Genomic DNA, 20,708 nt, shown 5'->3' with positions numbered 1-20,708 from the left:
AAAGTCGCTCCTGAGCCGCGAAGTTCTGATTGGCCGCCCCGCATGGTGGCAGGTCCTCGCCGGTCAGTCGCTCCTCCATCAAAGCCCGCAGCATCGCAAACCTGAGTTCAAGGGCAGTAAGCTCGATCGAGCGGGGTAACTTGGACAGCTCGTTCGCGAAATCCTCCATATGATCCGCAAGCGTCCTAGCAGCTGTCTGAAAAGATATTGAAGGCTGGTCTATCTCATAAGTCGGCATGGTCCAAGTCCGCCAAAAATTTTCGGTTGCGCGGCGATCGATCAAGCGCGGGTAACGCTACCGCGAATGTTGGCAAAAACGTGACACTAGCAAACGATGGACGCAATCCGTGTTGCCTGCTCTGCCTTAGTCACTCAGCTCCCAAGGCCTCTCGACGGCCCGGGTCGCCTGGAACGATTAATTTCGGGCATGGTCTTGCATGAACTTAAAGGAAGCCGCGGCTTGGATCGCTGACGCCCGGCTGAAGTACCGGGGACACATGATCGAGGCCTCGAAAATGCCCCTGCCGCATTCATGGGTCTTCTCGAGGGGCGCGATTTTGGCAAGTTGGTGGTCCGCGCGTCAGGCGGACAGTAGCACGCATTACGATCGCCAGAGAACTAGTCTCGCTGGCGATCGTATTCCACTTGCGCCCGCTCAAGCTCAGGACCGAAGGTCATGGACCACGCGTATAGCGCCTCGAACGGCTGCTGAAGGGAACGGCCGAGCTGCGTGATGGTATATTCAACGCCTACAGGCGTCGTGGTCGTGAGCACTTCACGGCGTATGAGCCCATTGCGCTCTAGCCGTTTCAATGCGTCGGCGAGCGCTTTGTGCGTGATCCCGTCAAGACGCCGCATAATCTCGTTGAACCGTGACGGCCTGCTGCACAAGACCGTCAGGATCAGGACCGACCATTTGTTGGCGATCTGCTCTAGCACCGGTCGTGCCTTCTCGACATCCACCAACGCCTCCTTGGAGACGGGCTTTGCCCGACGAGACAAGCTGTCTTTGGGTGAAAGAACAGCCTCCACTTCCGACATGGGTATACTCCTCGATATCTGCTTTATATGTAGTGCGTAATTGACCGTAGGTATAGCTCATATATCAAATCCTCGGTCATTATAAATGGAGTTCACATGAGCAGCTTAGCAAACAAGATCGCCCTCGTGATCGGCGGCGTGGGCGGGATTGGCGGAGCCATTTCGCAGAGATTCGCCAGCGAAGGCGCGCACGTCTACGCGACCAGCCGGAAGGGTGGCGACAGCACATCAAAGGCAGGGACCACGGGCAGCATCAGGGTCATTCAAGCGGACGCCAGCGAAAATGCCGATCGTAAGCGCGTATTCGAGCATATCGCATCGGAACGAGGCCGGATCGATGTGCTCCTGATCAACGCGGGCCTGTCTGAATACGCGCCGCTGGAAAACATTGCCGAGGATCATTTCGATCGGACATTTGACTTGAATGTCCGGTCTCTCGTATTCGCGGCGCAAGGTGCGATAGATCTCATGCGACACGGTGGCACAATCGTGCTGATCGGGTCCATTGCGGGCGACATCGGCACCAAGGGCTATGGCGTCTATGGTGCGAGCAAGGCCGCGATCCGTTCGTTTGCACGCACCTTTGCCAACGAACTGGCTCCCAGGGGCATTCGCGTCAACGTCGTTAGCCCAGGACCAACCGATACAGCGATGATGGCGAGCGCCTCACGGGAGGTTCGGGACGCCTTGTCCAGCATGGTCCCTCTCGGACGCATGGCTAGACCTGATGAGGTGGCGGCGGCAGCACTATTCCTTGCCAGCGACGAGAGCAGCTTCACGACGGGTGCGGAACTGGCTGTGGATGGAGGCATGGCCCAGGTCTGACGCTGGAACGATAGGCCCGATAGCGCACGCACCGGGCCTATCGTTTCGACTTTACTTTACAAGGCAGCCAGCTGTCTATCGAAGTCACCGGGATCAAAATAATCCCGCCAGACGGTAATGAGCCCATTTTCGATAGTGAGTGTTTCCATGACCGCTAGCGTGATCGTGCCGCCGATACGCCAAAAGATTTGCCGGAAGTCTCGGCTAAGGCGAAGGGTCGCACCCTTCATCGACAGGTTCGGCGGCCAGCAAGGCAGGATATTGGAGGTTCTTAAAGCACGTCTGTCCGGAGGATACAAGGCTGGCCAGCATGGCCGGACGCGTCATGAGCCGTCAATCACCAATAATCTCGTGGGCACGCCTTCCCTCAGGGAATTTGCGACCGTGCAGGCCTTCCACGCGCGGTCGATCAAGGTCTGCGCATCGGGGCCGTGCAGCGTCGTACATCTCACGGAGAGGACGGCGTCGGTCACTACTAGGGGCGCCCCGTCGATTTCCAGTTTCACCGTTACCTCGATCTCTCCGATGGCCACGCCGAGATCGTGAGCGACATAGCGGAGGTCGTTGCAGTAACAACCTCCGATGGCCAGGGCCAGCAGCTGGCCGCCGTTGAAGCCGAGGCCCATGCCGCCAGCCTTACCATCTGGTCTGTCGACCACCACAGTGTGACCGCCAGCCCACCCGACTGCCGCTTCCGTGCCCGGGACGTTCCGCAGTTCCACGATCGACTGGACCATCTCCATCTCCGTTCCGAGTGCTGGATCGTCAGCTTCTGTCATCCACACGACATGTCAATGGCCACGGAAGATGTTGAGGGTAATGCGCTGCGTCTTGCAGTTTCGGAACTTCGGCCATTGGCCCGTTATTCATACACGACCATAGGGTCCTTCTTAAGCGTTTGGAGGCTTTTCCAATTAATGAGCTTCCGTCGACAGCACATCTTACCCATTCGCCGCATCCGCGTCAGCAAGGTCTTGGATGGAAGCAACATGACAAACCCGCGTCTGCTTCATAACCCGATGGTTCGAGAGACGCTCAACCGAGTGGATGTGCTGCCCTGACCGCGATGCTCGGAATTGAATCTCTAATTCGTGATCCGTCCGCCGTGGCGAACGGTTCCTTGCAGGGCGGTCGAAAGGCGCGGGAGGGCTGGACGATCGTCGACAACCGGTGCAAGCCCGCCAATTCTCTGCCCGGCCAACGGCTTCCTCTCGGATACGATCATCAATGGAGCAATGCGTCGAAGGAAATTGTCGGCCGGATTGCGCAGGTCGTCGAGCGAGGGGCTAGCTTCCTTCCGCCGCCTGACAGCTAGGCTTCCTACCAGCGGCCGCCCCGTAACCTTCTGGAACCTTGGATGAGAGCCGCGGCTTGGGTGGGTCGCGGAGCCCTGACAATAGATAGGCGACGACATTTTGATCACAGTGCTGCTTCCGCGGCCACATCCACGAACCGTGCAATGATTGCTGGCTCGCGATCCTCCGGACGCATGGCTGCATCACATGATTCTTTTTTGATCCAGTGCTCGAGTACTCCGTAACAAAATCGTCCCATGCGAGCTACTTACTCGCTGGACCCGGCTCCACGCCCCAGGAGCTGGCGCGGATCGTCATTGGCTCCGCGGGGGGCCGGCGGCTCGGTCGCCGGCCCATTCTGGAAGGAGGTTAATCGATAAACGTGGAAGACCGCATGTGCCTGCCACGAGCCGGTCTCAAATACCCTCTTTGTTGTTTTTGAAGGAGAACCATGTTCCTGAAGGCACCTTTTGAAAGTGCCAGTGGTGGCTTTGCTGTTCCTGAAAATCCATGCACCAAACTAGCCCGGCGCTGGAAGTTACATCTTGGGAAGAAGTACCTTGTCGATCACGTGGATCACGCCGTTCGACTTCTTCACATCAGCGATCGTCACCGTCGCGGTTCCGCCTGCCTCGTCAGTGAGCGTGATCTTGCCCATGTGGTCCTTCGCCCTTAATACACAGCCGCCGACGGTCTTGATGTCATGCTCGCCGCCATCGTCCTTGATCATCTTCGCCACGGTGCTGGCCATCGCGTCCGCGGCGACGACATGACAGGTCAGAATTTTCGTGAGCTTGTCCTTATTCTCGGGCTTGAGCAGCGTCTCGACGGTGCCTTTGGGAAGCGCGTCGAAGGCTTCATTGGTTGGAGCGAAGACGGTGAACGGCCCCTTTCCCTCGAGTGTGGAGACAAGCCCCGCGGCCTTGATGGCAGCGACGAGCGTCGTGTGATCTTTTGAATTCGCGGCGTTTTCAACGATGTTCTTGTTCTCGAACATCGCGGCTCCACCAACCTTCGGGTTCGCGGCATACGCAATCATGCTCCCTGCCATGACGCTTGCCAACGCTACGCAAGAAACCACCAGAAACTTCTTCATGATCATCTCCTCTCAATACCGGCTCCTTGGCTCGGTAGAGCTTGCACGGATAACGGCGGCCTCGGTTCAGACATTGGATAAATAGCTGGTGAAATTTCCAAGCAAGCGAGCTGACTTGCGACGTCACAAGGATGATGCCCCGCCTCAGATGCCCAGCATTGGCTGTATCAGCCGCAATAACCGGCTCTTGAAGCGGAGCGGCGCCTCGGTCACGGCAAGACAGATACAGTCCTTGCCGGCATCGGCCTTGGGCTGATGCATCAGGCTGTCATCCGCCATTTCGATGTCGCCTCGAGCGAACGTGGAAACTTCGTCGCTGAAGCTCCCATCAAGCACCAGGGTCAATTCAACGCCCCGATGGGAATGCTCCGGGACTGGCTGACCGGCTGGAATCTTGAGCAATCGCAACGTCGCCGTTTCGTCGCCGGTCGGTATGATCATCTGGGCGGCGCCGCGCCCAAGCGTTCGCCACCGCAGACCACCGGCTGCGTCGATATAGGTCCTCAGAGGCTCTGGGTATGTCCGGTCGGTATCAGAACGCTTCTTAATAGGCACAACCTTGTCAATCTTGCCTGCATCGATTTCCGCCTTCAAGCACTCCCAGTCTCGCGAAACATTGGTGTCATTGGCAATTTCACTATCGATAAAATATCCGCCAACGCTTTCGAGGACCGACAGCTTGGATCTGCATGCCGGGCACAAGGCGAGATGGGTCGCAACGGCAACGCTCCAGCCTTCGGCCAAGGTTCCAGCCGCGTATTGCAGGAGCATATCGTCATCCAGGTGATGTTCGATCATTTGGCTTCGTCCTGAAGGGCTGTACGCAGTTTCTCGCATGCAAGTCGTATCCTCGATTTCACCGTACCAATTGGGAGGTTTAGTTTTTCCGCGATCGTCGAGTGGGTAAGACCCTCGAAAAACGACAGGCGCAGCACTTCAGCATATCCGCCTTTTAAAGTCGCCATCGCCCGACCCAGCGCCGCAGCACTTTGCTGCCGCTCGATAAGCACGTCCGCCGCCTCGAACTCATCTGGCACGAATGCTGGATCGTTTGGATCAAAGTCAGGCTTAGAACTTTTACGCACCGAGTCTATCATCTGATTTCTGGCGATCGTGAATATCCAGGTTGAAGCCTGCGCCCTGGCCGGATCGAAAAGCCCCGCCTTGTGCCAGACGCGCATCATCGTCTCTTGTGCTAGCTCCTCGGCCAAAATCCGATTTCCCCTCGTCATCTTCACCATGTAAGAGCGCACGCGTGGATAAAAATAGCGATAGAGTAATTCAAACGCGCCGATGTCGCGCGAATCCGCGACCGCGGACATCAAGGCCTTTAACCGTCCCGCATCCAAGCTAACGGGTTCTTCCTCCAATTTATCGCCCTCTCGCGCCCCGCCCGACGACGTCGGCCACACTTTCGCCTCGGCGCTTAAGGCTCGACGTAGCTCGGTTCTAAGCGGCATCTGCATGTTCATGGCGTTAACTACGCAGCAGCATGCTAGTGGATCAAAAATAAATTCGGAAATTTACCCTTAAGCCCTTACTTGGGCTACGATGACGCTGGCAGCCGGCGTAGCGCCGACCGTTAGAGGCGAGCAACCCCGAAGATTCGTTGCGTGAGCCAAAACCCGAAGCCCGATGCTGCCGCTGACAAGACGGTTCCCCAGATAAGATCGGCGATCGTCAAAAGAAGCGACCAGTTTTTCAGCGTCGACTGGTTGGTGAGGTCATAGGTGGCATAAGCCGTGAGGCCGATGACAGCGCCGTGAAGCACGGCTGTCGTCATCGATCTTGAAATCAACCCCGTCCTGACCGCGAGGAAGGTCAGCCCGGCGGCGTAGATCAGGTAGAACGCCAATGCCGGCGCAAGTCGAAACTGCGGCGCCAAGATTTCGCCTAGTGTCGGCCTATAGAGACGGTCGGCCATGGTGCTCAGCCAGACAAAATCGATCGCGACGAAGGCGATCAGCGTCGCGATGTAGGCGGTCAGATAAGTTTTCATAAGGGGCTCCCAGATGGATGGATTTTAGGCTTAGTTTAAGCGCGTCCAGTCCACGTCCTTGTGGATCAGACCGGAGACAACACAACCTTTAGGGACGATCGCCAGCGTGATCATCATGCAAATGCCTCCCAATCAGAAGGGATTAGACCGTTGCGAGAAGGACAGTCGCTAAGGGATAATGCCGGTGCGTAACGATAGAAGCGCAAGAGATCGCGCATCATCAACAAAAAGCGGCGGATGGCGATGGTTGACCACTGAGCGAATAAGCCCAGTTCCCTGCGGGCGGAATATTCAAATTGACCTCCGTTGAGGGACGGCGCGAAAGACATATTGGAAGCAGCCGCCGGAACGCTAAGGACATCGAACAATGCTGTCAGATTGGAGTAAGTCACTTCGTTGTAGACAATGAAGCCGGTATCGACAGCAGTGTCGCCGCTCTCTGACTTAAACGTTATCGTGTTACAGTGACCGCCGATCCAATCCCGTGCCTCGAATACCGTTACATCATGATGCTTCGCGAGAAGCCAAGCCGCGGAAGGACTTGATATAGCCGTGCCAATAATTCCAACGTCGAGGCGGCGCGACCGGGTGCCGAATGCTTCAAATTCCATACAAAGCCTCTCGCGGATCCAATCTCATGCATTATCGACCTTTACGCTGGGAATTCGTGGCGGTTTTCTAGCTAGCCGCTCTTTTTCGCGATTCCGCCCATTATCGCGAACCGCGGCGATATTTGCTGGGCGTCCCCCGCCGACCCACCGACAGCCGTTGAACCGAATGACAAGATCGAAACAGTCGATGGCACGCGCGTCGCGCGAGAAATGAGCCGTTGCCACCCAAGCGGCGGCTCAGACGTTCGTGAAAGAGTTCTTGCCGAATTTCGGTGAGACGCAAGATGCCATGCTGAGCGCGGATCCGCTTTCAACCACGCGTTCTTATCGTTCTACATCAATGTCGGCCCGCCCGATCCATTGACCCTTTAGCATATCAGTGTGGGTTGAAAATTTGGGGCAGCTGTGTACGCTTGGAGGAACCACATTTATAGCACTCGGATTTTCCGCTAAGCGGGATCATGCGCTGCCGTGGTTGTGTACCAGGCAGTAGAGCAGCATTTCAGTTGGCGGCAATTCAACAAGGATTCCGGGCAGTGAGCTTCGGGGCTGTCGGCGGCAGTTGCGGGTCGGGGCTTCCGTGCGGCTAACATCATCGCCGCGGTGATGGAGCGGTATAGGGTGATGGAGCGGTATAAAAGGCTCTATCCGGAAAAATTCATCAATGAGATCTTCCGGCGGACTTATTTGAAGATTGGCTGGAGCGCTTCGGCAAATATTGAGACGGCACTGCTAAGGAGGGACAAATGAATGCCACGCAATCAGTTCGTGGAAGAAAAATATATCACTTGGCTGTCCAAGAACTCTGTCTCGGCGAAATCGTAAAGGCAGATCCGGCGATGAAACTCATCCGTGGCCTGACCATTGCGATCATCTTTTGTCCGGTTTTTGGTTGCTCTCATCAAGGCAAGGTCGTTACCAAGCCTTATCCGGCGAAAGACCAAGTGAGGATGACCTCGCCCCTCGTGGAATCGTGTCGAGGCAAACCGAATTACGAGGGAATGCTGCGGACACTTTGTTACTAGTGGTAGAGAATGGTTGGTGGACGAGTACTGTTGAAACAAGCGCCCAATGTTTTCAAAATGAAGCAGCTGGGGCGAGGCAAGATCCGTGACCTCAGGAGACCCTTAAAGAAGCCATGCACGAGCTTTGCGCGACAGATACCGTATTGGTCCGAGCAAAATCACTGTCTGAACCGGCTGTCTCGCCGCACTCGCGGGGCTGCGGGAACTATATTGAAGGCGATTTAGTTAGTTGTCTTGAACAGATGGGAGAGACGTGGAATGACCGCGCACCGCGCTCAATGGAAAGGCCACCTAAAGATTGGCGAACTTAGTTGTGCTGTAGGTCTTTACACCGCCGCTTCGACTTCCGATCGTATCAGCTTCCATTTACTAAACCAGGAGAACGGAAACCGGCTGAAGCGGCAATTCATCGATAGCGAGACCGAAGAGGTTGTCGAGCGGGAACAACAGGTGAAGGGTTTCGAGACCGGAAGCGGCGACTACATCATGATCGACCCCGAAGAGGTCGCGGCCGTCATCCCAGATTCGGACAAGATGCTTGAAGCAGAGGCTTTCATCTCCTGCGGGGAAGTCGATGGTGTCTATTTCGACAAACCGTACTACCTGGTGCCAGTCGACGATGAAGCAAGAGACGCATTCACCTGTATCCGCGACGCCCTGTCCAAGACGAACGTGACAGCAATCGCCAGGACCGTTTTGTTCCGGCGAATGCGAACCGTTTTGATCAGGCCACACGAAGAAGGCCTGATCGCAACCACACTCAATTTCGATTACGAAGTGCGGTCTTCCAAGGAAGCGTTCAAGGACGTTGCGAAGGTCAAGGTCGAGGGCGAAATGCTCGACTTGGCCAAGCACATCATCGACACGAAGATCGGGGAATTCGACCCCGCCAAGACTGACGATAGATACGAGACCGCTCTCGCCGCCTTGGTGAAGGCGAAAGCGGAAGGGAAAGCACTTCCCAAGCCAAGGGCGGTCAAGGTCTCCAAACCCAATGATCTTTTGAAGGCACTGAGGCAAAGCGCTGGAGTGAACAGGGCTTCGTCCAGGAAGCCAAGCGCCGCGAACGCCAATACTGGCAAAAGGAAACCGAAGGCGGATGCCAAGGCGTCGTCCAAGACCACTCGCAAGAAAGCAAGCTGACCATGGCTCCTCGTCGTCCATACTGGAAAGGCTACTTGAAGCTGTCTCTCGTCACCTGCCCCGTGGCGATGGTCCCAGCGACCTCGGAAAGCGAGAAAGTGCGGTTTCATACGCTTAACGAAAAGACCGGCAATCGGGTTGTTTCGCGGTATATCGATAGTGTAACGGGCAAGCCGGTCAAAGATGAGGACGAGGCCAAGGGCTATGAGCGCGGTAAAGACGATTACGTCATTCTCACCGATGACGAACTGGGATCCGTTGAGCTCGAAAGCGTCCGCACCATCGACATTGAGAGATTTGTGCAGCGAGAGGAGATCGAGTGGATCTATCTCGACACTCCGTTTTATCTGACGGCGAACGAGAAGATCGGCGACGAGGCGTTCGCCGTCGTTCGAGAGGCCATGAAGGCTAAGGACGTCGTCGGCCTCTCTCGCGTGGTTCTCGGGCGTCGAGAACATGCCGTGATCCTTGAGCCGCGCGACAACGGCATTGTCGTGTGGACTCTCAGGTTTGGTGACGAAGTTCGGCCAGAAGGCGAGTATTTCACTTCCATCGGCAAGGGTTCGGACACCAAGGGTGTCGCCGCGCTCGAAAAGTTCATGAAGAAGCGGACCCAAAAATGGTCGCCAGCGATGACGTCCGATCCGATCCAGGACAGCTTGCTGAAGCTTATTGCTTCAAAGAAAAAAGCTCACGAGCCCGTAAGGAAAGCGACGTCCAAATCGAAGGAACTGCATGACGGTAAGCAGAGCAACGTTGTAGACATAATGGATGCGCTGAAGAAGTCGGTCCAAAAGGAACTGAAATCGCGCAAGGCTGGTTAACAAGTCGCCCCACTTACGTGCGACCGCCGCGCGCGCGGCTCGGATCCATTTTTCATCTCGTTTCGAAGATCAGCCTCTCACGCTGTCGTGGCCTTGGCGGTTACTAGGTTGCTTCACCACGGTCGCAACGCTCTTGGGACGTCAGCGCGTTCCCGACCGCAACTTAATGATTGGGAACAATGGGACCGGCCCGAACGACCTCTTCACCGACAAGAGAGAGGCGGGGAGCGTCCTTCTACGTCCACCCAGCGGACGCGCTGTTAAACCCCGGGATGACTGGACAGATCGAGGAGCTCACCCACGGTGTCTGGTCTCGAACTACCAGGGAGGTTTGAGCGGCGGTGGCTGGGTTGTCTATTAGCGCAATTGCCGTCTGGAAGAAGGAAAAAAGCCCACGACGTGGACGCGTGGGCATTTCAGTTCTCCGCTGTTGAGGGGCAGCAGAGTGAAACAGCCTTCGAGTTCGCCGGGCCCGTTCAGTGGGATAACCGGGTCCCCGATCAAAGCTTCTTCCAGGCAAGATCCATCTATGGTGTCCGTGGTCAGAGAAGCCATGCTTTTCGAATTCGATAAGCGGCCAATCGCCCGGCGGGCGACCACCCGCTCAGTCATCCCGCCTTTTGCGCTGCTTCAATCGCTTGATGGCCTGTTCCAAGGACCGCTGGCCGTCGCAATAATCCTGCCAGGCCGTGCTGCTCTTCAGGATGCCGGGCACCGTTCTGATCGTGAACCGCTTGGGATCAAGCCCCGCCTTGACCTGCGTCCAATTGAGAGGCATCGACACCGTCGCTCCCGGTCGGGCCCTTGGCGAGAGCGGCGCGACCGCGGTCGAGGTGCGGTCGTTGCGCAAGTAATCCAAGAAGATACGCCCATTCCGAAGACTTTTCGTCATTTTGATCAGGTAAAGGTCCGGGTTGTCCCTTGCCATTTCCTGACAGACATCGTGCGCGAAGGCCTTTCCCTCGTCCCACGTCAGCTTCCTACCTTTCGGCACCGACAATGGCGTCACGACATGGAGACCCTTGCCGCCGGTTGTCTTGCAGAAACTGACAAGGCCAAGCTCCTCCAGTCGATCTCGTATCTCGCGCGCACCTTCGACCACGGTGTCGAAATCAACGTCCGGACCGGGGTCGAGATCGAACACCAGGCGCCCGGGAACCTCGGGCTGCTCGGGTTCGCAATTCCAGGGATGCAGCTCCGTGCCCCCGATTTGGGCGATGGCGACCAACCCCTCGACGCGGTCAATCCGCAGGTACGGCTGTTTATCGCCCGTTACTTTAACCTGCTCGATCAGGTTTGATGTTCCCTGCATCGCATGCCTCTGAAAGAACTGCTCACCGCCGATCCCGTCTGGCGTCCGGATGATCGAACAAGGCCGCCCCCTTATGTGGCCGATCAGCCATGGTCCCACGGCCTCATAGTAGTGAGCCAGATCAACCTTGGTGACGGGCTGCTTGTCCAGGGCATTGGGCCACAGTGGCTTGTCGGGGCTGGATATCAGGACGCCCATAACATCGACCCTGGCCCCCTTGCGAAATTTCGACGCCTTTGGCGGTTTGGGTGCGGCCTCGGGGTCGGGAACATCCGTTTCGTCTGGGCTCGCGGGCCGCTCTGCCTCAACCTCATCGGCGGGCTTGTCCTCACGTAAACCCTTGAACGCGGCTTGTCGGACCTGGCCATCCGCCGTCCACCCCGCGAACTCGATTTCAGCAACCAGTTCGGGCTTTAGCCAAACAATATCTGGTGCCTTCCTCGGAGCGCCGATGCCGGTGAACGGAGATTTCGTTGCCTCTACCTTTTTCAGTCGCGGCAACAATTTTTCGACGACGCTCGCCCCGTAACCGGTTCCAACGCGGCCAACATAGACGAAGTGGTTAGCGCGATTGACACCGACCAGGAGCGACCGAAATTTACCGTTGCTGGTGGCATAGGCACCAATCACCACCTCGTGGCCCGCTCGGCACTTTGATTTTGCCCATGTTTTCGTTCGTCCCGACACGTAAGTCGCGTCGGCCTGCTTCGAGACGATGCCTTCGAGCGACAACTTGCAGGCCGATTTCAAAACCGCGTCACCGCCGGTCTCGAAATGCTCGACGAACCGTATACGCGGGTCGTCGCCCGCCTCGGATAAAAGTGAAGCCAACCGCTTCTTGCGTTGCGTGAGCGGCAACTCACGAAGGTCGTCATCGCCAGCGAACATAAGATCGAAGGCGAAGAAGACGAGCTCATCGGTCTTGCCCTCGGACAGCGACGCCTGCAGTGACGCGAAATCCGGTGCACCGTTCTCGTCGAGGGCGCATATCTCGCCGTCGATGATCGCGTCCGGGAGACTTTCGCCAGAACTCGCGATAGCAGAATACTTCTTGGTCCAATCAAGGCCCTTGCGGGTCTTGAGGGTGACCTCACCACCTTGGATTCGCATCTGTATGCGGTAGCCGTCGAACTTGATCTCGTGAATCCAGCCTTTGGCCGACGGTGGTCGTTCCAATGTTTCGCAGAGCTGCGGCTCAATGAAGAGAGGCATCGCGGCCGCGGCGGCCTTTGTCGCGGATTTCGGCTTCTCCTTGCTGCCTGCCTTTCGTTCGTCGGCGGCAAGCCCTTCGTTGCTGTCCCAGACCGCGTCTGCTTCAACGGCACCGCCCGATGTCATGAACGGCTTTGGCTTTCGGCCTTTACCAGATGCGATGGCATCCATGGTCCGTCCGGAGGCGACAGATGTTTCATTCTCTTCGAGCACCCTCGCGCCGCCTTCGTCGACAGAGAAATCATCGTGGTGTTTGATCAGAAGCCAATTTGTTCGCTTCTCGCCCTCTCGTCCACGCATTCGCACAAGGACGAAGCTCCCGTGAAGCCGTTCGCCTTCAAGGGTGAACTTGAAATCGCCCTTGGCGAGCGCCTGCTCTGGCGTCTTGTTTCCCTCTGGCTCCCAGTAACCCCGATCCCACAGCATGACCGTGCCCCCGCCATACTGGCCCTTGGGGATCGTACCTTCAAAATCGCCGTAATCGAGCGGGTGATCCTCGACTTCCACCGCCAGACGTTTGTCCTGCGGATCGAGCGATGGCCCTTTCGTGACCGCCCAGGATTTGAAGACACCGTCCAATTCCAGCCGCAGGTCGTAGTGAAGGCGAGTGGCGTCGTGCTTTTGGATGATGAAGCGTCGGCGGTTCGAGGGCTTTACCTGAACCTCTCCGCTTGGCTCGGCGGTCTTTTTGAAATCGCGTTTCGCGCGGTATTTGGAGAGGTTGTCGGCCATGGTTTTTCTCGCGGATCGGTCATTAATCCAAATGCGGAAACGCGTCCACGGTTCCAGGACAGACTGACTTTATCGGCGACGTTCCGGCTGATCGTGTGCCGCAACGGTGGCATGACGGCCTATCAACATGGCCGATCCGCGCGCCCCGCATCTAAGGAAGCCCATCGAAGGTCACAAGGACCATGCGCGAGCGTTGACGCCGAGGCGATCAAGGGGCCGCGAGGGTCATCACCACGTGGGTCGGACGCCGGTTGCCCGGCCGCGCTTAACGTCGGCCTTGTGCCTTGCCCGCCGTTCGCTTCGTCGTCCGTGCCGAGTTGGTCTTGGTCCTTAGGTCCCATCTTCCCCGCCGGTGGCCGCGATAGTTACGGGCGCTCGACGCACCGTCGCCCAGCGGTCGCCCGGGGTGGCATTACGCCGAAGTGAGTACATGCATTTCCGCAACCTTTCGCCGTCGCGAAGATTGATAGATCGCCGAGCCCCACGTCCGTTAGCCTGTTGCGGACGTCGGCCACAGAGGGGGGTCGACTAACATCGGCCCTCCTCGCTAGTTATTTTCTTGTCGTTCGTGCCCGCACCCGCTAGAGGAGCCGGCCTTGAGCTGGGACACGTTCCCGAGCAGGCTCGCCGCCCCGTCTCGTGATCTCCGTCTGGGCGGTGAAGCGTACATCTCGATCTCGGTCGGAAAGGAAATGCCGCACGACCTCCATGTCGACTTCATCCCAAGTCTTTCCCCGTTCCGTTCCGGATGGAATGCGGGGTAGAAGACCCGGCTCGGCACTCCAAGCAAGCAACTGACCTAGCGAAGCTTCATTGAGCATGTCACGGAGATGGTGGGCGGTCACGTATGCGTCGGGCAAAGCCCTGTGGGCCGGGAGGCCTAGCTCGTGAACCAGCCCGTCGGGCATTCGCAGGTAGCGAAGCATCTGGTTTGAAAAGCGCGGTAGGTCTGGCCACAGTCTCAACGCGCACTTCCATGTGCAAATCCATTGCGCACCTCCGCTCAGACGTGGAGTGCAATAGCGTTGTTCGAACGCGGCGCGGTGAGCGGCAAGTGCTAAAGGACGCCGACGCGGTTGCAGCACCGACGATGCGACTTCCCTCCACAATGGTGCTCCGGCGACGTCACGGTCGAGGATGTGATGAACGGCCATCGTTTCCGCCGAGATAGCTCGCCCCGGATTGACCATCAATGAGCCACGCTCGACATCGAGCTGCCACCGACCATCCCGGCTTTGGACGACGTCCTGCCAACCGATCTCGCACACCTCCTGCTGGCCACTACCTCCTGTTTCAAGATCGACGACGCGGACGACAGCCATTTGTGCCTCATTTCCTAAGGTCATCGGAAGCTTTCACGTCCTCGTGCTTCCCGCTTCGCTGGTCACGGTAGCTGAGATCGGGTCACCAGCCGGAAAGCTGGCCTCAAGCCCCTCTTCCAGTTCAGCTCTATCCTGGCTTTCACGAGCGCTTGGGACCGGTTCGAGGCACTTGCTGCCTTCGTCAAAATTACGGTTGCTCAAGGCATCGTACCGATTGAGGCTACCTTCTGGTCGATCCGCCAGCATCTCGGACAAGGTCGTCGCTATCTCGCCGTTGCCCTTGCGGTCGTTTGCCAGTCGTTGGAAGACAGCCGCCATCCCAGAGAATATATCCGCGGCCGGGTCATCTGCTCCCAGAAACGCGGCAATCTCATCCATGTCCTCGACCCAACGGTATTCTTTCGGGTACATGTCGGGAATGTCCTTGGCGAGCTTCGCCACGAGCCGAGACTGATTTTCAGAAAGCTCTGCCATTAGAGCTTGCTTCGCACCGCTCCGCGCGGCGGCCAAGAGCATCGAGGCGCCAAGACCGATGAGGCCCTTGTTGATGGCCGCGTAGCACATTTCAAGGGCGGACGCGGCACCAACGTCTCGGTCCAGGGCACGTGCATCCAAGCCGTATTCGACAAGAACAGGAATTGTGTCTCGCGCGCCCCCGCTAAGATAGAAGCGTGGACCTGGCTTTGCCACCTCCGACGGCCCGCCGATGATGCAGCCGTCAAGCACCTTGGCATCGGCGTTGTGTAACACCTGAGCGACCTTGCCCATCGTCTCAGTTGAAATGGCATTGCAGTCGACAAAGACCGCGGAAGAAGACTTGAAAGAGCGCATAGCGGGTGCGACAAGGTCAGCGACCGCTAGAGCCTGGGAAGGCGGCAGAACCGACAAGATGACGTCCGCGTCAACCAACGCCGTCAGCTCAACTTCCCGTATGCTCGCAGCGGCCACGCGTTCACGTGTCGTAGATGATCGTCCCTCCAGGTAGGTGACAATCTCCGCGCTCGATGACGGGAGCGCCTTTGCAATGGCACTTCCCATTGCTCCCATTCCGACAACGGCAATCCTTGACATGGTCACCTTCCGCGATTCCACTCACATAAGAACTAGGACGTGGACTCGCAAACTGAATTGATCCAAATTCGTGTCGCAACGAGTTTCAGTGCAGCAAGGTAATTGTCAGGGCGACGGTCGTAGCGCGTGGCCAGGCCCCGCATGTGTTTGATACGATTGAAGAACCTCTCCACTTGGTTTCGCTGCCTATAGACCCAGCGACTGAAGCTGAAGCTCTGCTTCCGATTTATCTTTGTTGGGATGTTAGCCCAAGCCTTGCGGCCTTTCACAAACGCTCGGATCGCATCCGTGTCATACGCTTTATCTGCAAGTAGCGTCGTGCCTGGTTCGATGTCAGATATCAGCCTCTCAGCGACCGGAGCATCCGCTGCCTGGCCTGCTGTCAGCTCCATTCGTAACGGTCGGCCATCCGCATCGACCATGGCATGGATTTTGGTCGTCAGGCCGCCGCGCGAACGTCCCATGCAAGGATCGGTAGAGCCCCCTTTTTTGCGTTGGCACCATGCTGGTGAACGCGCACACACGACGAGTCGATCATAACTATATCGCCGTCGTAACGCCTTGATACCGCTTCAAGAAGTCGGTCCCAAACGCCGGCTTTACGCCAGCGCGAGAACCGATTGTAAAGTACGAGGGCCGTAGCGCTCAGGGATATCCCGCCAAGAGCAGCCAGTTCTGAAACGCCACAAAATGCCATTGATCACCCGGCGGTCATCAACACGTTCGACACCACGGCTCTTATTCGGCAAAAGTGGTGCGATAATCGCCCACTCTTCATCGCTAAGTTCATGACGGCGCATATCAATCTCCTTCCAAGGACATTGAATCATCATCCTGACTAAAGCGAAACCCTTTAATGGGGACGCGACCTAGCGGCGGTGGCGCTAGATGCAACCCAAGCGGTCCATGTGACCGCTGAAGCGCTCGGCGCCCCAACTCCGATGAACGGCTTCTCGTCGGTCGTCTAACGGGCGGTATCTCTCCGTATTGATAGCGTCGCCATTCATTGAGCCGGTGCAATCGCCTCGAGGTCAATTAATGCCGCCATTGCCGTTGCATCCGATCATGCTGGCGTATGCCATCCAAACCGAAAACGTTGCCATCTCGCGTTGCTTCCCCGATATTCGCCGCATAAAAAATCAGGTCCGCCGCATGTCTGAACCGCAGCTTTCCGTTCGCAGCAGCAAGGCCCGCGATCTGGCCCATGCCCTTTCCAGCCGCACCGGGCAGCCGATCAACCGGCTGGTGGAGCTGGCGCTCGAGCGTTACGACCAGGCGCTGCGCGAAGACAAGATCCGCTATCCAATGGACGCCGTTTGGGATCTGGCAGCCAAAGATCGGCGCAACATCCCGGCCGGCACGACGTCGGCGCACGACGAATTCTATGACGAGAACGGTCTACCAATATGATCGCCGTCGATACCTCGGTGATCATCGCGATAGCGGCTGACGAGCCCGAGGCTGAAGTCTTCAGGCCGCTGATCGGTCGAGAGCCGGTCATCATTGGCTGGCCGACCTTGCTGGAAGTGCGGCCCCCAGAGGCTGGGATCGACAAATCCAATCTTGGCCATGAATCCTAGCAATGGTATCAGGGAGAAATGTCCTACTCCGCTCAGGCGACTACCTTAGACGGCGGCTTCAAGACCGCATTGCATCAACTGCGATTGACCGCCTCTCTCGTCTGGCGTTTCTGGCCGCAATTGGCAGCCCTCTGGCTGCTCGGTTTCATCGGCAATCTTCTACTGAACGAATTCGCTGCCATGATCGGGCGCTGGAGCTCGCTCGCTGGTCTTTCCGTTCTCGCCTTGGTCGTGCTGTTGAAACTTGTCGTCATCATGGCCCTGTTTGAGACGGTGCGGCGCGGCCTTCCGGCGCTGAATGCCGCCTCACATGGATTGACGGATCGACTCGAAACGACGACCGAGGTTGAGACGCCCCCGCCCCCCGGCGATTTCGTCAGTGCTCTGGCGCTCAGCCTTGTCCCCTTCTTCGCCTTCTACACCGCCTGGGGTTTTCTCGCCGACACGGTGCGGGACTATTCCAAACTGTCGCTCAGCCTTTTCTTGGCCGGCGAAAGCGCCGGTTTGCTGGATGTTTCCCGCGGCAAGTGGCTGATCATCCCTGTCATTGTCGCCTGGGTGGTGAGACGGTTCGCAAAAACCATGCACAAGCGTTCGCAGGCGCCGATCTGGCCGATCCTCATCGTGGTCTGCGAAGCCAACTGGGCGTTTATCGGTCTGTTCGTCCTGTCGGAGTGGCAGGATGAGATCAGGGCCTGGTTCAGCCATATCCCGGAATCGATCGGCACACTGGTCAGCCTGCTTTCGCCCGTAACAGACGCCATTGCGCAACGGGATGTGCCGATTCCACCCGAATTCGCGTCACCGCCGATCACAGCGCAGCTCGTCAGCCTATTCTTCTATGCGCTTTACCCGGTCGTCTGGCTCACGCTCGCTGCCGTCGTGTACGGCTATGACATCGATAGCGTGCGTATGCCCGGCGAAGGGCGCCTCGCCCGCGCCGTGTCCCGTTGGGAAGCACTGCCGAAGTCGGTGCGCGATTTCATTTCGCACTTCATTGCAGGCACGGTGAAACGCTATCGCGCGCTTGCCGAAGGGATAGGCTTGGCGCTGAATTCCGGTATTGGTTCGATCCTCGTCGCCATTATCGGCTATCGGCTGTTGGATTGGGGCTCCGCCTGGAGCTGGTATTGGCTGACACAGCTCATCGGACCGCATGACTTGCCGCTGTGGCAGGTCATCGCGCAGACGATTTCACCCTTCGTCGGCACGCCAAGTGATCCGGGCGAGGGCCTGCTGATCACACCGATCAAGATTTGCCTGCTGGCGGCAACGCTGGAGATCGGCTTTGCCCAGGGTCGAGTATGGAGGGGGCGAGAATTGCGCCTCGGTGAGGCGTGATTGTCAGTTCAACGCGAGCGGGAAGCCGATCGCCCGCGGCCGCAAGGCCGCGACGCTCAACCTTACAGACAGCGTGGGGATTGCCGCGTCAGGAACGACGAACTTCTCCTCGATCAAGGCGGCATGGTCTTGATGAGGCGGATCGAGCGACGTGATACCGCAGCCTTTTAGGGGCTCGTTGTCAGGCTCCAGATCGCGGCTGATGTCGCTCGATAGAATGACGTCGAGCGGCAACCAGCGGCGCCCCGTCCCATCCACCAGGCTGACCTCGCATTGGCCCCAGCCGTCACCGATATCGCGGGCGGCGGTTGCGACCATGCGAACGATGATCAGCCGCATCTCGCCGGGAAGACGCAGTTGCGCGTCGCGCCCATCACCAATAAGTCTCACCTTCTCGAGGCGCCACGCCGCGCCGGCGTAGTCGAGCTGGCCGGATCCCTGCTGGATATCCGTCTCGATCCGATGCCGGTAATCCTCGATGTTGCGCCATGCATTGACGACAACAGCTGCGACTACGAGAAGCGGCAAGCTTGCGAGCGACAGCAACCAAGTCCTTCTCTCGCGGTCAAACGCCATCTTTGCGAATCTCCAGCCTAGCCTGCGGTGCGGTCTCGATCGTCTCCAGCGACACGCTAATCTCATCCTTCAGCTGCGGATCATACTGTTCGGAAAGCACAAGCTTCATGTTGCGGAGCTCGTCCTCAGGAAGCTCGAACACCAACAGGCCCGTCGTCGGCAATCCGGGTTGAACGGTTTTCGTCGAGAGAACGTTTGGCGCATCCCCTGCCCGTCGCGATTGACGGTACATTCGACCGGATGAACCGATCAGCGTCGCGGCGCGAACCGGCACGGTTTTCTGGAACGCCTGCAACTCGGCGGAGACCGCCACCCAGACGCCGGAACTCTGGAGATCCACCGCTCGTCCAAATTGCTTGTAGGCAATGCTCTTCGCCTTCAGGACGCGGTTGATCTTTACACTGAACGTATCACTCGAAACCGTGTCGCTCTGACGACCCACGGTGCTGATTGGCCCGGTCAATGTGGCATAGGGTGGCGTCGTTGCCTGGAGTGCCGCAAGCAGAGCCGCTGCTCCAAGAACAGCCGGAATCATTGGTGCCGCACGCCTCAAGGTTTTGTCTCCGACGTCTCGCCATCCAGCGGCAATGCGATTTCCGCGACCGTCCCCAAGGGGAACCAGCCCGGCGCGTTATAGAGATTGTCCCTCGGCTTGAAGAACTCGCCCTCGACCCGCAGCCTTAGAACATCAGGCAATGCGACATTCGCGGGAACCTCCCATACCGCAGTTACCGCCTCGGGCATTCGAGGCTGCAGATCCCAAAGGATGGCCCGGTCGCGGCTCAGGTAATATTGCGGCTTCGGCGTGTCGGGCAGATTGGTGGGCTTGATCAAGCTTCCATAGAGATTGGAGCTCTGTGCCGACAGGTTTTCTAGCATCATGCTGACAACGATGGCCTTCTTGCCCGGCGATATCTTCGCTCCATTCGGCATCTCTTTGGCCAAAGCGCTTCCGGCGAAAGACACCTTCCAACGCCCAGCATCCACCGGTGTCGCAACTTCGACCTGAGGGACGACATCGGCCTGCCTGCGCTCATACAGCGTGTACCCAAGTGAAATCGAAGCCGCCAACAGCCCACCGGCACCGGCAAGCAGCTTGGTTAGCCACGCCTTGCCCGTTTTTGATCGCATTGCTCGTTTCAGTCCGCCCATCTTGTGAATATCTATCTCAGACAGCGGCTTTCGGCTAGGTTCGACCAATAGGAAGGTCTATGATTATGGCCTTCCGTAACCGCTCGCAAAACGAGGTTCGGTACGTAGCGGCCAAGACCGGCCCAAATCGACGATCCGGCTTTGGAACTGGTGACATTGCCCAACGTTAACTTGCTTCGAGACAGGAGCAAACCGATGTCCCGCCCCAGCTTTGAGGATCCAACTGCACCTGAAGGCAGTCCAAGCCTCAGACTTCCCTTGATATCCAGGATCGCTCCATCGATCGGCGGGCCACGCTCCACGAGGTCCATCGCATCGCCAAGGGTTGCCGCGGGACCAACTGTCTCGGCGACGAGTTCCGAAAAACTGTCGCATGCCTCCATGGCGAACGCCCAACAAACGTCGTGGAGCTAATAAAAGGACCGACCCGATATGTGTCAAACACCAACCCTGGAAAGTATATTTCGTTGGCCGGGCACCTGATTATGTGTAAGGCTTGCCTAATTAAACAGGCCGGCTGGAGGATCGCGATGACAACGTTTGGTTTGTCT

General features: G+C 57.7%; 21 protein-coding genes and 1 pseudogene. 7 read left to right on the top strand and 15 right to left on the bottom strand.

The annotated features are described in order from the left end of the window. Positions 1–618: 618 nt before the first annotated feature. Complete coding sequence (locus ACVTFQ_RS29300; RefSeq protein ID WP_111565246.1) at positions 619–1,041, bottom strand: winged helix-turn-helix transcriptional regulator; 423 nt, start codon at positions 1,039–1,041, stop codon at positions 619–621. Positions 1,042–1,137: 96 nt separating this feature from the next. Here ACVTFQ_RS29300 and ACVTFQ_RS29295 point away from each other — a divergent pair, with 96 nt between their 5' ends. Next, a complete protein-coding gene (locus ACVTFQ_RS29295) occupies positions 1,138–1,866 on the top strand; it encodes an SDR family NAD(P)-dependent oxidoreductase (protein ID WP_470424377.1) in 729 nt (242 codons plus the stop codon). A 323-nt stretch (positions 1,867–2,189) separates the two neighbouring features. Here ACVTFQ_RS29295 and ACVTFQ_RS29290 read toward each other — a convergent pair whose 3' ends face one another. The 6 genes and pseudogenes from ACVTFQ_RS29290 to ACVTFQ_RS29265 form a co-directional block, all read right to left on the bottom strand. After that, positions 2,190–2,603 carry an OsmC family protein gene (locus tag ACVTFQ_RS29290; RefSeq protein ID WP_112950255.1) on the bottom strand — a complete coding sequence of 138 codons (414 nt, stop codon included), beginning with the start codon at positions 2,601–2,603 and terminating at the stop codon, positions 2,190–2,192. 1,096 nt (positions 2,604–3,699) lie between these two features. Continuing rightward, on the bottom strand, positions 3,700–4,212 hold the full coding sequence (locus tag ACVTFQ_RS29285; RefSeq protein WP_470424628.1) for a fasciclin domain-containing protein: 513 nt from the start codon (positions 4,210–4,212) through the stop codon (positions 3,700–3,702). Between the two features lie 189 nt (positions 4,213–4,401). Further along, the gene (locus ACVTFQ_RS29280; protein WP_112436993.1) at positions 4,402–5,055 is read right to left on the bottom strand and encodes a ChrR family anti-sigma-E factor; all 654 of its coding nucleotides are present in this window, start codon (positions 5,053–5,055) and stop codon (positions 4,402–4,404) included. Then, a complete protein-coding gene (locus ACVTFQ_RS29275) occupies positions 5,052–5,729 on the bottom strand; it encodes a sigma-70 family RNA polymerase sigma factor (protein ID WP_470424376.1) in 678 nt (225 codons plus the stop codon). Before ACVTFQ_RS29275 ends, ACVTFQ_RS29280 begins: the two co-directional genes overlap by 4 nt. Positions 5,730–5,839: 110 nt before the next feature. Beyond that, on the bottom strand, positions 5,840–6,256 hold the full coding sequence (locus ACVTFQ_RS29270) for a DUF2177 family protein (RefSeq protein WP_111565251.1): 417 nt from the start codon (positions 6,254–6,256) through the stop codon (positions 5,840–5,842). A gap of 182 nt (positions 6,257–6,438) precedes the next feature. Then, positions 6,439–6,867, bottom strand: a pseudogene (locus tag ACVTFQ_RS29265) (NAD(P)-binding protein); the annotation flags it as partial. A 746-nt stretch (positions 6,868–7,613) separates the two neighbouring features. Between ACVTFQ_RS29265 and ACVTFQ_RS29260 the strand changes: the two are divergent. The 3 genes from ACVTFQ_RS29260 to ku (ACVTFQ_RS29250) all read left to right on the top strand — a co-directional run bounded on the left by ACVTFQ_RS29260 (position 7,614) and on the right by ku (ACVTFQ_RS29250) (position 9,859). Then, positions 7,614–7,892 (top strand): hypothetical protein, encoded by a 279-nt coding sequence (locus ACVTFQ_RS29260; protein ID WP_113037631.1) that lies wholly within the window; start codon positions 7,614–7,616, stop codon positions 7,890–7,892. Between the two features lie 258 nt (positions 7,893–8,150). Then, positions 8,151–9,035 carry a non-homologous end joining protein Ku gene (gene ku / locus ACVTFQ_RS29255; RefSeq protein ID WP_111565253.1) on the top strand — a complete coding sequence of 295 codons (885 nt, stop codon included), beginning with the start codon at positions 8,151–8,153 and terminating at the stop codon, positions 9,033–9,035. 2 nt (positions 9,036–9,037) lie between these two features. Continuing rightward, a complete protein-coding gene (ku, locus tag ACVTFQ_RS29250; protein WP_470424375.1) occupies positions 9,038–9,859 on the top strand; it encodes a non-homologous end joining protein Ku in 822 nt (273 codons plus the stop codon). A 604-nt stretch (positions 9,860–10,463) separates the two neighbouring features. On the opposite strand, the gene ligD is transcribed toward ku (ACVTFQ_RS29250), so the two are convergent. The 5 genes from ligD to ACVTFQ_RS29225 form a co-directional block, all read right to left on the bottom strand. Beyond that, a complete protein-coding gene (gene ligD, locus ACVTFQ_RS29245; protein ID WP_112436997.1) occupies positions 10,464–13,115 on the bottom strand; it encodes a DNA ligase D in 2,652 nt (883 codons plus the stop codon). Between the two features lie 581 nt (positions 13,116–13,696). Next, positions 13,697–14,437 (bottom strand): DNA polymerase III subunit epsilon, encoded by a 741-nt coding sequence (locus ACVTFQ_RS29240; protein ID WP_111564333.1) that lies wholly within the window; start codon positions 14,435–14,437, stop codon positions 13,697–13,699. A 33-nt stretch (positions 14,438–14,470) separates the two neighbouring features. Further along, positions 14,471–15,508, bottom strand: coding sequence for an NAD(P)-dependent oxidoreductase (locus ACVTFQ_RS29235; protein ID WP_111564190.1), 1,038 nt, complete (start codon positions 15,506–15,508; stop codon positions 14,471–14,473). Positions 15,509–15,540: 32 nt separating this feature from the next. Beyond that, on the bottom strand, positions 15,541–16,074 hold the full coding sequence (locus ACVTFQ_RS29230; RefSeq protein WP_470424627.1) for an IS5 family transposase: 534 nt from the start codon (positions 16,072–16,074) through the stop codon (positions 15,541–15,543). 33 nt (positions 16,075–16,107) lie between these two features. Continuing rightward, positions 16,108–16,308: a transposase gene (locus tag ACVTFQ_RS29225; RefSeq protein WP_470424374.1), complete on the bottom strand. Its 201-nt coding sequence runs from the start codon at positions 16,306–16,308 to the stop codon at positions 16,108–16,110. A gap of 238 nt (positions 16,309–16,546) precedes the next feature. On the opposite strand from ACVTFQ_RS29225, the gene ACVTFQ_RS29220 reads away from it, so the two are divergent. The 3 genes from ACVTFQ_RS29220 to ACVTFQ_RS29210 are packed head-to-tail and all read left to right on the top strand — an operon-like array spanning position 16,547 to position 18,429. Continuing rightward, positions 16,547–16,918, top strand: coding sequence for a type II toxin-antitoxin system VapB family antitoxin (locus ACVTFQ_RS29220; RefSeq protein WP_413396732.1), 372 nt, complete (start codon positions 16,547–16,549; stop codon positions 16,916–16,918). Then, positions 16,915–17,088, top strand: a complete 174-nt coding sequence (locus tag ACVTFQ_RS29215) for a type II toxin-antitoxin system VapC family toxin (protein WP_283193642.1) — start codon at positions 16,915–16,917, stop codon at positions 17,086–17,088. Before ACVTFQ_RS29220 ends, ACVTFQ_RS29215 begins: the two co-directional genes overlap by 4 nt. An 18-nt stretch (positions 17,089–17,106) precedes the next feature. Continuing rightward, positions 17,107–18,429: a hypothetical protein gene (locus ACVTFQ_RS29210; protein WP_111564191.1), complete on the top strand. Its 1,323-nt coding sequence runs from the start codon at positions 17,107–17,109 to the stop codon at positions 18,427–18,429. 3 nt (positions 18,430–18,432) lie between these two features. Here the strand turns inward: ACVTFQ_RS29210 and ACVTFQ_RS29205 are convergent, their stop codons facing one another. Genes ACVTFQ_RS29205 through ACVTFQ_RS29195 form a run of 3 tightly spaced genes read right to left on the bottom strand, consistent with a single transcriptional unit; the run spans position 18,433 to position 20,157 of the window. After that, entirely contained in the window at positions 18,433–19,005 is a 573-nt protein-coding gene (locus ACVTFQ_RS29205; RefSeq protein WP_111564192.1) for a hypothetical protein, read from the bottom strand. Continuing rightward, positions 18,995–19,540 carry a hypothetical protein gene (locus ACVTFQ_RS29200; RefSeq protein ID WP_111564193.1) on the bottom strand — a complete coding sequence of 182 codons (546 nt, stop codon included), beginning with the start codon at positions 19,538–19,540 and terminating at the stop codon, positions 18,995–18,997. Before ACVTFQ_RS29200 ends, ACVTFQ_RS29205 begins: the two co-directional genes overlap by 11 nt. A gap of 14 nt (positions 19,541–19,554) precedes the next feature. After that, on the bottom strand, positions 19,555–20,157 hold the full coding sequence (locus tag ACVTFQ_RS29195) for a hypothetical protein (RefSeq protein ID WP_146618535.1): 603 nt from the start codon (positions 20,155–20,157) through the stop codon (positions 19,555–19,557). Positions 20,158–20,708: the final 551 nt, after the last annotated feature.

The sequence above is a fragment of the Rhizobium sp. O111 genome (genome assembly GCF_055616315.1).
Note: the sequence above shows the minus strand (reverse complement) of the source record. Positions and strands in the feature narration are given on the sequence as shown.